This is a genomic window from Pseudomonas sp. Irchel 3A18 (assembly GCF_900187465.1).
In the GTDB taxonomy this organism is placed as follows: Bacteria; Pseudomonadota; Gammaproteobacteria; order Pseudomonadales; family Pseudomonadaceae; genus Aquipseudomonas; species Aquipseudomonas cichorii.
Genome location: NZ_FYDI01000006.1, coordinates 150,813 through 168,461, shown reverse-complemented (window position 1 = coordinate 168,461; position 17,649 = coordinate 150,813). Strand labels below are relative to the sequence as shown.

General features: G+C 55.5%; 2 protein-coding genes. One reads left to right on the top strand and one right to left on the bottom strand.

Annotation, left to right across the window (positions count from 1 at the left end):
* Positions 1–208: 208 nt before the first annotated feature.
* Entirely contained in the window at positions 209–559 is a 351-nt protein-coding gene (locus tag CKW23_RS26470; protein ID WP_025261839.1) for a hypothetical protein, read from the bottom strand.
* 1,014 nt (positions 560–1,573) lie between these two features.
* Here CKW23_RS26470 and CKW23_RS14005 point away from each other — a divergent pair.
* A complete protein-coding gene (locus tag CKW23_RS14005; RefSeq protein WP_371856569.1) occupies positions 1,574–17,233 on the top strand; it encodes a calcium-binding protein in 15,660 nt (5,219 codons plus the stop codon).
* Positions 17,234–17,649: the final 416 nt, after the last annotated feature.

The window sequence follows — 17,649 nt, the reverse complement described above, 5'->3', positions numbered from 1 at the left end:
CCTGGAAACTGAACAAGGTGCAAAAATTGTAGGTCAGAGTCTCACTGATATTGCGGAGACTTTCTATAACTTGGTAGAGGGGTCGTGGACCGGCCAACTCATGAAAACGCGTGGCGAATGGATTGAATCGCAGTCAGACTTGTCTCACGCTGAGTGGCTAAAACAGAAACTTGGACATCCTGGAGTCGGTTTTGGTACGTATTCCCAGTTAAGTGCTGCGCTTCAGTTTGTCGACCCTTTGATTCTTGATCTTGACGGTGACGGAATCGAAACGGTATCCAGCAATATCGGAATTGTTTTCGATCATGATGGCGACGGTCATAAGACCGGTACTGGGTGGGTTGGCTCTGATGACGGTTTGCTGGTCATGGACCTCAATGGCGACAACATTATCAATAATGGTACTGAGTTGTTTGGTGTGGACCGGGTGATGTCCAATGGTGTCAAGGCCACTAACGGTTTTGAAGCTCTGGCTGATCTGGACAGTAACGCCGACGGCATCTTTGACGTAGCGGATGAGAACTTTAACGTGGTCAAGGTTTGGCGTGATGCTAACCAAGACGGTATTTCTCAGACGTCAGAGCTCAAGACGCTAGACGAGCTGGGAATTACCGGTATCGGGTTACAGAGCGTTGAAAGCGGCTATGGAAATAACGGTAATATTATTACCGCGACAGGCTCCTACACGCATACCGACGTTCAGAGCGGGGAGTCTGTGAATAGTGCGGTAGGTAGCATTAATTTTGTAAAGAATACCTTTTATCGAGAGTTTTCTGACACGATTGAGATCAGCTCTGAAGTAGCCGCGTTGCCTGAAATGACTGGCTCCGGTGCTGTGCGCGATCTGCGGCAGGCAGCGATGATTAATAGCGATCTTCAGGATGTGCTGGCCGTTTACAAGTCGACAACCAGCCGTCAGGGACAGATTGCATTAATAGATAGCCTGGTGGCTGCCTGGGCCGACACCAGTACGCTCAAGAGTTTTGACGAACGGGTAGAAGACCTCTCTACCATGGGTTATCAGGTTCGCTTCTCCTATTCTTGGGAAAAGCCCAATAATGAATTTATCGCCAGTAACAATGGCGGTGCAGGTGGTCAGCCCATCCCATCTCGTGAACCGACTGCCAGCCAGCTAGAAATTAAGGCTGTGATCGAAAAGATCAAAATTCTTGAGGCCTTTACGGGTATTGAGTATTTCAGGTTCGCCAAAGAGGAGTCAGGTGAAGAGGAAAAGAAACAGGTATTTGTTTCATCTTCCACAGGTGATCGTAGAACGGGTGGGGTTCGCTCTGTTTCTTATCCAATTGGAACTGTCTATGTCACGGAGGAGATGTTTACATTTCAGGCACAGCAGATCACTCAGATCAACAAGGCTTACGATACTCTGACGTCTTCGGTTTATTCAAGTCTGGTGCTTCAGACACGGTTAAGTGATTATGTGTCGCAGCTGCGCTTTACTCTCAGCGCCGAGGGATTAGGTGTTGATACATCTCGTATAACCCAGAAACTCATTGAGACTCATGCCGCTGACCCCGTTCAGGGCATTGTTGATGCGTCAGAGCTTTCTATTGGTATGGAGAATGGAGAGTGGGGTGAGCAACTGAGTATCTGGTTGGCTGAACTGACAGATGCCCAGAAGTTGCAGCTGAGAGAATTGTATTCAGGTGTAAATAAAGTTTTCATAGGGGATTCAAGCAATGACTCGCAACTAGGATCTGTTGTCGAGGATTATCTTCACGGTGGGGCGGGGGAAGACAATCTTGTCGGTAATGAGGGTAATGATGTTTTGGTGGGGGGTGAAGGTAATGACGCAATTTACGGTGGTGTAGGAGACGATATTCTTGTTGGCGGTGTGGGTGCCGATAGACTTTCGGGTGATGAAGGCAATGACCTGCTAAATGGTGGGGCAGGTAATGATGACCTGTCCGGTGGTGCGGGTTCAGATAAGTATTATTTTAGCCGCGGGTGGGGGCAAGATGCCGTCAGGAATTATGATCTCAGTACTGGCAAACGTGACGTAATCGAATTTTCTGCTGATATTTCGCCTGCCGATATTGAGGTTTCACGTAGCTACTTAGATCTGGTTCTCTCGCTTAGGGGGAGTGCCGACAAGATTACGGTTTATGGCTATTTTTCAAATGATGGGGTTAGCAGTTACCAGCTTGAAGCCATTCATTTCGCCAATGGTGTCATGTGGGAATTGGAGCAAATAAAAGCTTTCGTTTCGGTACCTACGTCTGGAAATGACGTGATATGGGGTTACTCCTCGAACGACGTTTTAAGTGGCGGTCTGGGTGATGACACCCTGTATGGTCAGTCAGGTAACGACACCCTTCAAGGGGGGGCCGGTACTGATAGTCTCTTGGGCGAAGCCGGTGACGATACTCTGCTCGGTGAAACCGGAAATGACTATCTGTACGGAGGTACTGGTAACGACCAGTTATCGGGTGGTGAGGGCTCGGACTACCTTTATGGCGACCTGGGCAATGACCAACTGGATGGTGGCCTGGGTAACGATTACCTGTCTGGCGGAGAAGGTTCCGACACTTACCGCTTCAGCCGCGGCTGGGGCCAGGACTCGATCAACGACTACGACTCAAGCACCGGCAAGGTCGATGCTATCGAGTTCGCAGCCGATATTCTTCCGACAGATATCGTTGTCACCCGCTCAGGCAGTGATCTGGTGCTGTCGCTGAAAAACGCCACGGACAGGATCACGGTTTCCAGCTACTTCCAGAATGATGGTGTTTCCCCCTATGTACTGGAACAGATCCGTTTTGCTGATGGCACGACCTGGAGTCTTGATCAGATCAAGGCTTTTGCCGTCATTGCTACAGACGGCAATGACAGTCTCTGGGGCTACGCCACTGATGACACCCTGAGCGGCGGTCTGGGTGATGACAATCTGTATGGTCAGTCAGGCAACGATACCCTTCAAGGGGGTGCCGGTACGGACAGTCTCTCGGGCGAAGCCGGTGACGATACCCTGCACGGCGAAGCCGGAAATGACTATCTGTACGGTGGTACTGGTAACGACCGGTTATCGGGTGGTGAGGGTTCGGACTACCTTTATGGCGACCTGGGCAATGACCAACTGGATGGTGGCCTGGGTAACGATTACCTCTATGGAGGAGAAAGCTCCGACACTTACCTTTTCAGCCGTGGCTGGGGCCAGGACTCGATCAACAACTACGACTCAAGCACCGGCAAGGTCGATGCTATCGAGTTTGCAGCCGATATTCTCCCGACAGATATCATCATCACCCGCTCAGGCAATGATCTGCTCCTATCGCTGAAAAACTCTACGGACAGGATCACGGTTTCCAGCTACTTCCAGAATGATGGTGTTACCCCCTATGTACTGGAACAGATCCGTTTTGCTGACGGCACCACCTGGAGTATTGATCAGATCAAGGCTTTTGCTGTCATTGCTACAGACGGCAATGACAATCTCTGGGGCTACGCCACTGATGACACCCTGAGCGGCGGTCTGGGTGATGACAACCTGTATGGTCAGTCAGGCAACGACACCCTTCAAGGGGGTGCCGGTACGGACAGTCTCTCTGGCGAAGCCGGTGACGATACTCTGCTCGGTGAAGCCGGAAATGACTATCTGTACGGTGGTACTGGTAACGACCGGTTATCGGGTGGTGAGGGTTCGGACTACCTTTATGGCGACCTGGGCAATGACCAACTGGATGGTGGCCTGGGCAACGATTACCTGTCTGGCGGAGAAGGTTCCGACACTTACCGCTTCAGCCGTGGCTGGGGCCAGGACTCGATCAACAACTACGACTCAAGCACCGGCAAGGTCGATGCTATCGAGTTTGCAGCAGATATTCTCCCGACAGATATCATCATCACCCGTTCAGGCAATGATCTGGTGCTGTCGCTGAAAAACGCCACTGACAGGATCACGATTTCCAGCTACTTCCAGAATGATGGTGTTACCCCCTATGTACTGGAACAGATCCGTTTTGCTGACAGCACCACCTGGAGTATTGATCAGATCAAGGCTTTTGCTGTCAGTGCTACAGACGGCAATGACAATCTCTGGGGCTACGCTACTGATGACACCCTGAGCGGCGGTCTGGGTGATGACAGCCTGTATGGTCAGGCAGGCAATGACACCCTTCAAGGTGGTGCCGGTACGGACAGTCTCTCGGGCGAAGCCGGTGACGATACTCTGCTCGGTGAAGCCGGAAATGACTATCTGTACGGTGGAACTGGTACCGACCAGTTGTCTGGTGGCGAGGGCTCGGACTACCTGACTGGCGGCGATGGCAATGACACCCTGGCAGGCGATGCAGGCAACGACACGCTGTATGGCGATTCGGGTAACGATCAACTGGATGGCGGTATCGGCAACGATTATCTGATAGGGGGGGATGGCTCCGATACCTACCGCTTCAGCCGTGGCTGGGGCCAGGACTCGATCAACAACTACGACTCAAGTACCGGCAAGACCGATGCTATCGAGTTCGCAGCCGATATTCTCCCGAGCGATATTGTTGTCACTCGTTCCGGCAATGATCTGGTTCTGTCGCTTAAAAATACTACTGACAAAATCACCGTTTCCAGTTACTTCCAGAATGATGGCGTTAGCTCCTACATCCTGGAGCAGATCCGTTTTGCTGACGGCACCACCTGGAGTCTCGATCAGATCAACGCCTCTGCGGTCATTGCTACAGACGGCAATGACAATCTCTGGGGCTACGCCACCGATGACACCCTGAACGGCGGTCTGGGTGATGACAACTTGTATGGTCAGTCAGGCAACGACACCCTTCAAGGTGGTGCCGGTACGGACAGTCTCTCTGGCGAAGCCGGTGACGATACTCTGCTCGGTGAAGCCGGAAATGACTATCTGTACGGAGGAACTGGTACCGACCGGTTGTCCGGTGGCGAGGGCTCGGACTACCTGACTGGCGGCGATGGTAATGACACTCTGGCAGGCGATGAAGGCAACGACACGCTGTATGGCGATTCGGGTAACGATCAACTGGATGGCGGTATCGGCAACGATTATCTGATAGGGGGGGATGGCTCCGATACCTACCGCTTCAGCCGTGGCTGGGGCCAGGACTCGATCAACAACTACGACTCAAGTGCGGGTAAGACTGACGCTATCGAGTTCGCAGCCGATATCCTTCCTGGCGATATCATCATCACCCGGTCAGGCAATGATCTGGTGCTGTCGCTGAAAAATGCCACTGACAAAGTTACTGTTTCCAGCTACTTCCAGAATGACGGCGATACTCCATACGCTATAGAGCAGATCCGCTTCGCTGACGGTACGCAGTGGAACGTCGAGCAAGTCAAGATCATGGCTGCTTTTACCAGTACCGACGGCAGTGATGTTCTGACCGGTTACGCCTCTGATGACCGTGTCAGTGGTGGTCTGGGAGGCGACACCCTCAACGGCCTTGCCGGTGACGATGTTCTGAATGGCGATGGTGGTAACGACACCCTGTACGGCGGCATTGGCCAGGACACCTTGAACGGTGGTGCCGGCTCGGATTACCTGAATGGCGAAGACGGTAACGACATCCTTGATGGCGGCACCGGCAACGATACCCTTGACGGTGGTCGTGGCTCCGACACTTACCGGTTTGCCAAGGGCTATGGTCAGGACGTTATCAATAACGGAACCTACGGCGAAACGGCGGCAGACAAGATCGATGCCATCCAGTTCGACGGCCTCAATCCGGCCGATCTGCGGTTCTCTCGTTCGAGCGACGACCTTGTCATTCAGATCAAGGCGACAGGCGATACCCTGACCGTACGCTCGCATTTCAGCCAGGAAGGCACCTCGACCAATGCCATCGATCAACTGAAGTTTGCCGATGGTTCCGTATGGGATGGCGCGCAGATCAAGTCTGTTGTTGTTCAGGCTTCGGAAGGTGCTGATACCTTCACAGGTTATGCCACAGCAGACAACCTCTCCGGGCTGGACGGAAATGACACGCTCAGTGGCCGTGCAGGCGATGACGTGCTTGACGGTGGCAACGGTGCGGACACCTTGAATGGTGACGAAGGTAACGACACCTTGCTGGGTGGTGCAGGTAATGACTCGCTCAGCGGCGGCTATGGCAATGACGTACTTGATGGCGGCAGCGGTAACGACTCGCTGGATGGCGGCTATGGTTCCGATACCTATGTCTTCCGCAAGGGCTCTGGCCAGGACAGCATTTCCAACGGCGTCTACAACGAAACTGCGGTGGGCAAACAGGATGTGATCCGTCTGGAAGGCCTCAACCTGGCCGATATCAGCTTGCGTCGCGAGTCCAGTGATCTGGTCATCCAGATCAAGGAAACCGGCGATACCCTGCGTGTTTCCTCACACTTCTCTCCTGCCAGCACTTACTACAACTACGCCATCGATCAACTGCAGTTCGCTGACGGTACGGTCTGGGGCGTGGAGCAAATCAAGGCATCTCTGCTGACGGGCGGCGAGTTCAACGACACGCTTACCGGCTACGACACCGACGATACCCTTCAAGGTCTGGCAGGCAATGACACGCTGTATGGTGCCCTCGGCAACGACACTCTGCTGGGAGGTGCCGGGCGCGATACGTTATATGGCGACGATGGTGATGACACGCTGTCAGGCGGTGCCGACAACGACAGTCTGAGTGGCGGAAACGGTAACGATGTACTGGATGGCGGTGCTGGTAATGACACGCTTGAAGGCGGCAAGGGATCGGACACCTATATCTTCGCCAAAGGTTCTGGCTCCGATGCAATCGATAACTCGACTTACAACGATACGACCGTCAACAAACTCGATGTAGTGCGTCTCGATGGCTTGAATGGCGAAGACGTCAGTCTGCGTCGCGAGTCCGATGATCTGATTGTGCAGATTCGCCAGACCGGTGAGACCCTGCGCATCCGTTCGCATTTCAGTGCTGAATCCAGCAACTGGAGTTATGCCATCGACCAACTGCAGTTCGCCGATGGCACCGTCTGGGATCGTGCGCAGATCACCGCAGCCCTTCTCGATGGCACTGAAAGCAACGATACCCTCACGGGTTATGACACGGCCGATACGCTGTCCGGGCTGGCAGGCAATGACACCCTCTATGGCCGCAATGGCAATGATGTGCTCGATGGCGGTGATGGCAGAGACATCCTCTACGGCGAAGCAGGCGATGACACTCTGCTGGGTGGTGCAGGCAATGACACGCTGACCGGTGGTTCCGGCAACGACATTCTGGACGGCGGCAGCGGCAATGACTCGCTGGACGGTGGCTTTGGCTCCGATACCTATGTGTTCCGCAAAGGCTCGGGCCAGGACACCATCAGCAACTATGCCTACAACGACACGACGCCGAACAAGCTCGATGTTGTGCGTCTGGAAGGCTTGAACGCCGATGATGTGAGTATCCGCCGCGAGTCCGACGATCTGCTGATCCAGATCCGTCAGACCGGCGAAACCCTGCGGGTCGGATCGCATTTCTACAGCGATCAAAGCTACGGCTATGCGATCGATCAGTTGCAGTTCGCTGATGGCACGGTCTGGGACCAGGCCAAAATCACTTCAGCGCTTTTGATTGGCACGGAGGGCAACGACAACATTACCGGTTATGCGACGGCTGATGAACTGGTCGGTCTGGAAGGCGACGACGTACTCTATGGTCGTGCTGGTGACGATCTGCTGAGCGGTGGTGATGGTCGCGATACCCTCTACGGCGAAGAGGGCAATGACACTCTTCTGGGCGGTATCGGCAACGACAGCCTGAGCGGTGGCAACGGCAACGATATTCTGGACGGCGGTGCGGGCAACGATTCGCTTGAGGGCGGAAAAGGCTCGGATACTTATATTTTCCGCAAGGGGGCCGGGCAGGACACCATCAGCAACTATGTCTACAACGACACCACGGCCAACAAGCTGGATGTCGTTCGTCTGGAGGGCTTGAATACCGGCGATGTCAGTATCCGCCGAGACTCCGACGACCTGCTGATCCAGATTCGCCAGACGGGCGAAACTCTGCGGGTCAGCTATCACTTCAACACTGATCAAAGCTATGGCTATGCGATCAACCAGTTGCAGTTTGCCGATGGCACTGTCTGGGACGAGGCGCAGATCACGGCAGCCTTGCTGGTGGGTACCGAGGGCGATGACAGTGTTACTGGCTATGCCAGCGACGATAACCTCATCGGTCAGTCGGGCAATGACACCCTGAGTGGCCGTGCTGGCGATGACGTGCTTGATGGGGGCGATGGCAAGGACACGCTCTACGGTGAAGACGGCAACGATACGCTGCTGGGTGGCGCAGGTAACGATGCGCTGAGCGGTGGAACGGGTAACGACCTGCTTGATGGTGGTGCCGGTAACGACACCCTGGACGGCGGCAAAGGCTCTGACACTTATGTTTTCGGCAAGGGCTATGGTCGCGACACGATCAACAACTATGTCTACAACGACACCACGCCGGACAAGCTGGATGTTGTGCGTCTGGAGGGGCTGACCACGGAAGATGTCAGCATCCGCCGCGAGTCTGATGACCTGGTGATCCAGATTCGTCAGACGGGCGAAACCCTGCGGGTCAGCTCGCATTTCTACAGCGATCCAAGCTATGGCTATGCGATCAACCAGTTGCAGTTCGCTGACGGTGTCGTCTGGGATCAGGCTCAGATCACAGCAGCCTTGCTGATTGGCACAGAAACCGACGACAGCATTACCGGTTACGCGAGCGATGACCGTTTGTCCGGCGCCCAGGGCAACGACATTCTCTACGGCCGTGCCGGTAACGACACCCTGGAAGGTGGTGACGGCAAGGACACGCTCTACGGTGAAGATGGCAACGATACGCTGCTGGGCGAGGCAGGCAATGACACCCTCACCGGTGGCTATGGCAATGACACCCTGGACGGCGGCAGTGGTAACGACTCGCTGGATGGTGGCTACGGCTCCGACACTTACGTGTTCCGCAAGGGCTCGGGCCAGGACACCATCAGCAACTACGCCTACAACGACACCACGGTCAACAAACTGGACGTGATCCGTCTGGAGGGCCTGAACGCTGCCGATGTGGTGATGCGCCGTGAGTCCGATGACCTGATCATTCAGATCAAGGACAGCGGTGAAACCCTGCGGGTCAGCTCGCATTTCAGCACCAGCGTTCTCTACGGCTATAACATTGATCAGGTGCAGTTTGCCGATGGTACGGTGCTGAGCAATGAGCAAATTCGTACAGCGCTGCTGACCGGTACGGACGTCGATGAAACCCTTGTTGGGTACGAGTCGGCAGACAGTCTGTTCGGCTTGTCGGGCAACGACACCCTGAATGGTCGTGCCGGTGACGATATCCTCGACGGTGGCGATGGCCGTGACACCCTCAACGGTGAAGATGGCAACGACACATTGTTGGGCGGCGCAGGTAACGACACTCTGACCGCAGGCTATGGCAATGACATCCTGGACGGCGGCAGTGGTAATGACTCACTGGATGGCGGCTATGGCTCCGACACTTATGTGTTCCGCAAGGGCTCGGGCCAGGACACCATCAGCAACTATTCCTACAACGACACCACGGCCAACAAACTGGACGTGATCCGTCTGGAAGGTCTGAACGCTGCCGATGTGGTCATGCGTCGTGAGTCCGATGACCTGATCATCCAGATCAAGGACAGCGGTGAAACCTTGCGGGTCAGCTCGCACTTCTACAGCAGTGCGATCTATGGCTACGGCATCGATCAGGTGCAGTTTGCCGATGGCACGGTACTGACGAATGAGCAGATCCGTACGGCGTTGCTGACCGGTACCGAAGTCGATGAAACCCTTGCAGGTTACGAGTCGGCAGACAGCCTGTTCGGCCTGTCGGGCAACGACACCCTGAATGGCCGTGCCGGTGATGACATTCTCGACGGTGGTGACGGCCGCGACACCCTTAACGGTGAAGACGGTAACGACACGTTACTGGGTGGTGCAGGCAATGACACGCTGACTGGCGGTTATGGCAACGACACCTTGGACGGCGGTATCGGTAACGACTCGCTGGACGGTGGCTACGGCTCCGACACTTACGTGTTCCGCAAGGGCTCGGGCCAGGACACCATCAGCAACTACGCCTACAACGACACCACGGCCAACAAACTGGACGTGATTCGTCTGGAAGGCCTGAATGCTGCCGATGTGGTGATGCGCCGTGAGTCCGATGACCTGATCATCCAGATCAAGGACGGCGGTGAAACCCTGCGGGTCAGCTCGCACTTCAGCACCAGCGTTCTCTACGGCTATAACATTGACCAGATTCAGTTTTCCGATGGCACGACGCTGAGCAACGAACAGATTCGTACGGCTCTGCTGACCGGTACCGAAGTTGATGAGACCGTTACAGGTTACGAGTCGGCAGACAATCTGTTCGGCCTGTCGGGCAACGACACCCTGAATGGTCGTGCCGGTGACGATATCCTCGACGGCGGCGATGGCAATGACACCCTCAATGGTGGAGATGGCAACGACACTCTGGATGGAGGCAGTGGCAATGACTTGTTGAGTGGTGACTACGGCTCCGACACCTACGTATTCCGCAAGGGCTCGGGCCAGGACACCATCAGCAACTACGCCTACAACGACACCACCGCCAACAAACTGGACGTGATCCGTCTGGAGGGCCTGAACGCTGCCGATGTGGTGCTGCGCCGTGAGTCCGATGACCTGATCATCCAGATCAAGGACAGCGGTGAAACCCTGCGGGTCAGCTCGCATTTCAGCACCAGCGCTCTCTACGGCTATAACATTGATCAGGTGCAGTTTGCCGATGGTACGGTGCTGAGCAATGAGCAGATTCGTACAGCGCTGCTGACCGGTACGGAAGTCGATGAGACCCTGACAGGGTACGAGTCGGCAGACAGTCTGTTTGGCCTGTCGGGCAACGACACCCTGAATGGCCGTGCCGGTGATGACATCCTCAACGGTGGCGATGGCCGTGACACCCTCAATGGTGGAGATGGCAACGACACTCTGGATGGAGGCAGTGGCAATGACTCGTTGAGTGGTGACTACGGCTCCGATACCTACGTATTCCGCAAGGGCTCGGGCCAGGACACCATCAACAACTACGCCTACAACGACACCACGGCCAACAAACTGGACGTGATTCGCCTGGAAGGCCTGAATGCCGACGATGTGGTACTGCGCCGTGAGTCCGATGATCTGATTATCCAGATCAAGGACAGCGGTGAAACCTTGCGGGTCAGCTCGCACTTCAGCACCAGCGTTCTCTACGGCTATAACATTGATCAGGTGCAATTTGCCGATGGGGTGATCTGGAACAAGGAAGACATCAGCGCCAATCTGTTCACACCTGCAGTGGTCAGTGCATTGACTGTCTCCGGCACGGAAGGAAGCGAAACCCTCACCGGTGGTGCCGGTAACGATACGCTCTACGGTTATGGTGGCGACGATGTGCTAGACGGTGGTGCCGGTAATGACCGTCTGGACGGTGGTTCTGGCAATGACACCTATCTGTTTGGCGCAGGTTCAGGCCAGGATACTGTCTCGGCTTATGATCCAGCGCAGAACAAGGTCGATACCGTCAGGCTGGTCGGGCTCAACAGCAGCGATGTCACTGTGACTCGCGAAAGTAATGACCTGGTGATCAAGGTAATCGGTACCACGGACATCCTCCGAGTCAGCAGCCACTTTGTCAGCGATGCGACTTATGGTTATCAGATCAGCCAGATCCAGTTTGCAGATGGCAGCATCTGGGATCAGCAGGCCATCAAGACCCAGGTGCTACAGGGCAGTGATGTCGACCAGTCTCTGTGGGGCTACGCCAGTGATGACCAGATCGATGGTGGTGCTGGTGACGATACCCTCAGCGGTGGTGCTGGCAACGACAGTCTGGTCGGTGGTTCCGGTGCCGATACCCTGAACGGTGAAGAGGGTAATGATCTGCTGCAAGGTGGTGCCGGTAATGACACCCTCAACGGTGGTGTCGGCAACGATGTGCTTGATGGCGGTGCGGGCAATGACCGTCTGGATGGCGGTGCCGGTGATGACACCTACCTGTTCGGCAAGGGCTCGGGCCAGGACATTGTCTCGGCTTATGATTCAACGCAGAACAAGGTCGATACCGTCAGGCTGGTCGGGCTGAACAGCAGCGATGTGATTGTTTCCCGGGAAAGCAATGACCTGGTGATCAGGGTGATCGGTACCACGGACAGCATTCGAGTCAGCAGCCACTTCGTGAGCGATGCGACCTATGGTTATCAGATCAGCCAGATCCAGTTCGCAGATGGCACTGTCTGGGATCAGCAGGCCATCAAGACCCAGGTGCTGAAGGGGCGTGATGCCGATCAGTCTATGTGGGGCTACGCCAGCGATGATCTGATCGAAGGTGGTGCCGGTGCCGATACCCTGAATGGTGAAGAGGGTAACGATCTGCTGCAAGGCGGTGCCGGTAATGACACCCTCAACGGTGGCGCCGGTAACGATGTACTTGATGGTGGTGCGGGCAATGACCGTCTGGATGGCGGTGCCGGTAATGATACCTACTTGTTCGGCAAGGGCTCAGGCCAGGATATTGTCTCGGCTTATGATTCAACGCAGAACAAGGTCGATACCGTCCAACTGGTCGGGCTGAACAGCAGCGATGTGATCGTCTCCCGTGAAAGCAGTGACCTTGTGATCAGGGTGATCGGTACCACGGACAGCATTCGAGTCAGCAATCACTTCATCAACGATGCGACCTATGGCTATCAGATCAACCAGATCCAGTTTGCCGATGGTAGCGTCTGGGATCTGCAGGCCATCAAGACCCAGGTTCTGGAAGGGCGTGATGCCGATCAGTCTCTGTGGGGTTACGCCAGCGATGATCTGATCGAGGGCGGTGCCGGTGACGACTCCCTCAGTGGTGCTGCTGGCAACGACAACCTGTCCGGTGGTTCCGGTGCCGATACCCTGAACGGCGACGAGGGCAATGACCTGCTGCAAGGCGGGGCGGGCAATGACGTCCTTAATGGCGGGTCAGGCAATGACATCCTCGATGGTGGAGCGGGTAATGACCGTCTTGACGGTGGTGTCGGTGACGATACCTACCTGTTCGGTAAGGGCTCGGGTCAGGACACCATCTACTACGCCAATGAAAGTCGTGCAGGCAAGCTTGATCAGGTCAAACTGGTTGATCTGAATGCTGCCGATGTCAGCGTGGCGCGTGACGGTTATGACCTGGTTATTCGTATCAACGGCACGACCGATACCCTGCGCGTCGTTTATCACTTCATGGGTGATGCGACCTCCGGTTATCAGATCGACCGCATCCAGTTTGCCGATGGCAGCGCCTGGGATCAGGACGCGATCAAGACTCAGGTACTGCAAGGCAATGATGCCGACCAGTCTCTGGCGGGTTACGCCACCGATGATCTGATCGAAGCGGGTGCCGGCGACGACACCATCAGCGGTGGTGCTGGCAACGACAGCCTGGCCGGTGGTTCGGGTGCCGATACCCTGAACGGTGAAGAGGGTAATGATCTGCTGCAAGGTGGGTCGGGCAATGACACCCTCAACGGCGGTGCTGGCAACGATGTACTCGATGGCGGTGCGGGTAATGATCGCCTGGATGGTGGTGCCGGTGACGATACCTACCTGTTCGGCAAGGGCTCGGGCCAGGATACCATCTACTACGCCAACGAAAGTCGTGTCGGCAAGGTCGATACCATCAAACTGGTTGACCTGAATGCAGCCGATGTCAGCGTCGCACGCGATGGTTATGACCTGGTTGTTCGTATCAACAACACGACCGACAGCTTGCGCGTTGTCTATCACTTCATGAGCGACGCCACGGCTGGTTATCAGATCGATCGTATCGAGTTTGCCGACGGCAGCTTCTGGGATCAGAGCGCAATAAAAGTACAAGTGCTGACCAGCAGCCCTGCTGATCAGACACTGGCCGGTTTTGCCAGCGATGATCTGATCGATGGCGGCGCAGGCGACGACACCCTCAGTGGCGCAGCAGGCAACGACAGCCTGTTGGGAGGCGATGGTGCCGATACCCTGAACGGCGACGAGGGTAACGACCTGCTGCAAGGCGGATCGGGCAACGACATCCTCTACGGTGGCAGCGGCAATGACATCCTCGATGGCGGTGCTGGCAATGACCGTCTGGATGGCGGTGCCGGTGACGATACCTATCTGTTCGGTAAAGGCTCGGGCCAGGACACCATCTACTACGCCAATGAAAGCCGCGCAGGCAAGGTCGATCAGGTGAAACTGGTTGATCTCAATGCCGCCGATGTCAGCGTGGCGCGTGATGGTTATGACCTGGTGATCCGTATCAACGGCACGACCGACACCTTGCGCGTTGTCTATCACTTCATGAGCGATGCCACTGCGGGTTATCAGATCGACCGGATTGCGTTTGCTGATGGCAGCTTCTGGGATCAAACCGCGATCAAGGCGCAAGTGCTGCAAGGCACTGAGGCGGATGAAACTCTGGCCGGTACGAGCAGTGATGACACCATCAATGCCGCTGCGGGTGACGATGTCATCAACGGTGGCAGCGGCAACGACACCCTTTCGGGCGGTAGCGGTGCCGACACCTTGAATGGCGAGGATGGCAATGATGTGCTGAACGGGGGCGACGGTAAGGACACTCTCAACGGCGGCAATGGCAACGACCAACTCGATGGTGGTGCTGGCAATGACATGCTGGACGGCGGAAATGGCGACGACATTTACCTGTTCGGCAAAGGCTCGGGTCAGGACAGTATCTACTACGCCTATGAGGGGCGCTCAGACAAGCTCGATACAGTGAAGCTGATCGACTTGAATGCGGTGGATGTGAGCGTGCGTCGCGAGGGTAACGACTTGCTCATTCGCGTGCTGGGCACCACCGACAGCCTGCGCGTGGTGAGCCACTTCACCAATGACGCAACCTATGGTTACCAGATCGACCAGATCCAGTTCGCTGACGGTAGCACCTGGAATCAGGCCGCGATCAAGTCCGCCGTTCTGCAAGGTACCGATGCCGATGAGACGCTGGCGGGTACCGCCACTAATGACAGCATTGATGCAGGCGCCGGTGACGACACCGTCAATGGTGGCAGCGGCAACGATACGCTGTCAGGCAGCAAGGGCGCAGATACTCTCAATGGTGAAGCCGGAGATGATCTGTTGCTGGGCGGTCTGGGTAACGACACCCTTAATGGCGGTCTTGGTAACGATATCCTTGATGGCGGTGCGGGTAACGATCGTCTCGATGGCGGAGATGGCGACGATACCTATCTGTTTGCCAAGGGATCCGGTCAGGACACCATTTACTACGCCTATGAAAACCGTGCGGGCAAGCTCGATACCGTCAAGTTGGTTGACCTGAATGCCGCAGATGTCAGCGTGCGTCGTGATGGTAGCGACCTGCTCATTCGTGTGCTGGGCAGTACCGACAGTCTGCGCGTCGTTTATCACTTCATGAATGATGCGACCTCTGGCTATCAGATTGATCGCATCCAGTTCGCCGATGGCAGTTTCTGGGATCAGGCAGCCATCAAGAATCAGGTGTTGCAGGGCAGCGAAGCCGAGGAAACCCTCACGGGCACCGAGGGTAACGATGTCATCGATGCGGGAGAGGGCGATGACGTCATCAACGGTGCTGCCGGCAACGACACACTGATTGGCAACGCAGGAGCCGATACGCTGAACGGCAACGCTGGCAATGATCTGCTGCAGGGTGGTTCGGGTAGCGACACGCTCAATGGCGGCACCGGCGATGACATCCTTGATGGCGGCCTGGGCAACGATCAGCTCGACGGTGGTGATGGCAACGATACGTATCTGTTCGGCAAGGGAGCGGGTCAGGACACCATTTATTACGCCTATGAAAACCGTGAGGGCAAGCTCGATACCATCAAGCTTACCGACCTCAATGCCTCTGATGTCAGCGTGCGCCGTGACGGTAACGACTTGATCATCCGTGTATTGGGCAGCACCGACAGCCTGCGAGTGGTTTACCACTTCCAGAGTGACGCCGCTGGCGGTTATCAAATCGATCGTATCCAGTTTGCCGATGGCAGCTTCTGGGATCAGGACCAGATCAAGTTCCAGGTGCTGCAAGGCACTGACATCGATGAAACGCTGTCGGGTACGTCCAGCAATGACGTGATCGACGCGGGTGCTGGCGACGACACGGTCAATGGTGGCAGTGGCAATGACACCTTGTACGGCGGTGCTGGCGCTGACGCGCTTAATGGCGATGCGGGCGACGACTGGCTGCAAGGTGGTGTCGGAAATGACACGCTCTATGGCGGAGACGGCAACGACGTCCTGGACGGCGGTGCAGGCAATGACCAACTGAACGGCGGTAACGGCGACGATACCTACCTGTTCGGTAAAGGCGCAGGCCAGGACACCATCTACTACGCCCACGAAGGCCGTACCGGCAAACTCGATACCGTGAAGCTTGCTGATCTCAATGCGAACGATGTCAGCATCGTTCGTGAGAGCAATGATCTGATCATTCGTGTGAACGGTACGACTGACAGTCTGCGAGTGATGAGTCACTTCTCCGAGGACGCCGCGGGCGGCTATCAGATCGACCAACTGCAATTTGCCGATGGCACGATCTGGAACCAGTCGCTCATCAAGTCGCACGTATTGCTCGGCAATGCATCCGATCAGACCCTGCGTGGCTACACCAGTGACGATGTCATCAGCGCTGGCGACGGCGATGACAGTCTCTTTGGTGATGCCGGGAATGACAACCTGTTCGGCGGTGCGGGCACCGATACGCTGTATGGCGACACAGGCAACGATAGCCTGTTCGGTGATGCCGGCAACGACACGCTCTATGGTGGGACGGGCAATGACGTGCTCAATGGCGGCACTGGCAATGACTACCTTAACGGTGGTGATGGCAGTGACACCTACGAGTTCGGCATCGGTTCGGGCAGAGACACCATCAGCAACTACGACACCGGAAGCAGTACGGATGTGTTGCAGTTCGGTGCCGATGTCAGCCTGGAGGACCTGTGGTTCCGCCGCAGTGGCAACGATCTGGAAGTCAGTGTCATCGACACCAACGACAAGGTGTTGGTAAACAATTGGTATGCAGCCAACGACTACCAGGTGGATCAGTTCAAAACGGCCGATGGCAAAACCTTGCTCGACAGCCAGGTACAAAACCTGGTCGACAGCATGGCGTCATTCGGGGTGGATGCCGGTGCAGAGAGAAACCTGACAGCTGCGCAACAAACGCAACTGGAGGCTGTGCTGGCTGCTAACTGGCAGTGAGCCTGAGAAAGAGGTGTGCCGGGAGTGGTGCACCTCTTTTTTGCCTAGAGTTTATGTGGCTGTGTAATGGAGTAAGGTTTTTTGAGTTTGCGACCTTGTTTTGGGGCTTGTTGTTTTGCTGGTTTTGAATGAGGTGAGCGTGTGTTGGATTTTTTGTTAGAGATTTTAGTGCATAAAATCCTTTGTAAAATTGGATTTGCAATTCTTTATGTAGTGACTGGCGGGCGGTATAAAGGGGATGGCGGTTGGTTTGTCTATCTCGTTGCTGGGGTGGGTACGGTGTTGTTATTCGTTCCTTTGATTCTTGTTGTTTACTTGTGAGGAAATTGTCATGGCGTTGAACCGCACTCAGGAAAGGCTGGGGCTTGCTGTTGTAAATGGAGTAGGTCAGGCAAGGTTTACTGTTTTTGGAGACC

Coding starts and splice junctions, on each gene's coding strand:
- CKW23_RS14005 (WP_371856569.1), top strand. CDS start 1,574: ATGGAGAATGGAGAGTGGGGTGAGCAACTGAGTATCTGGTTGGCTGAA.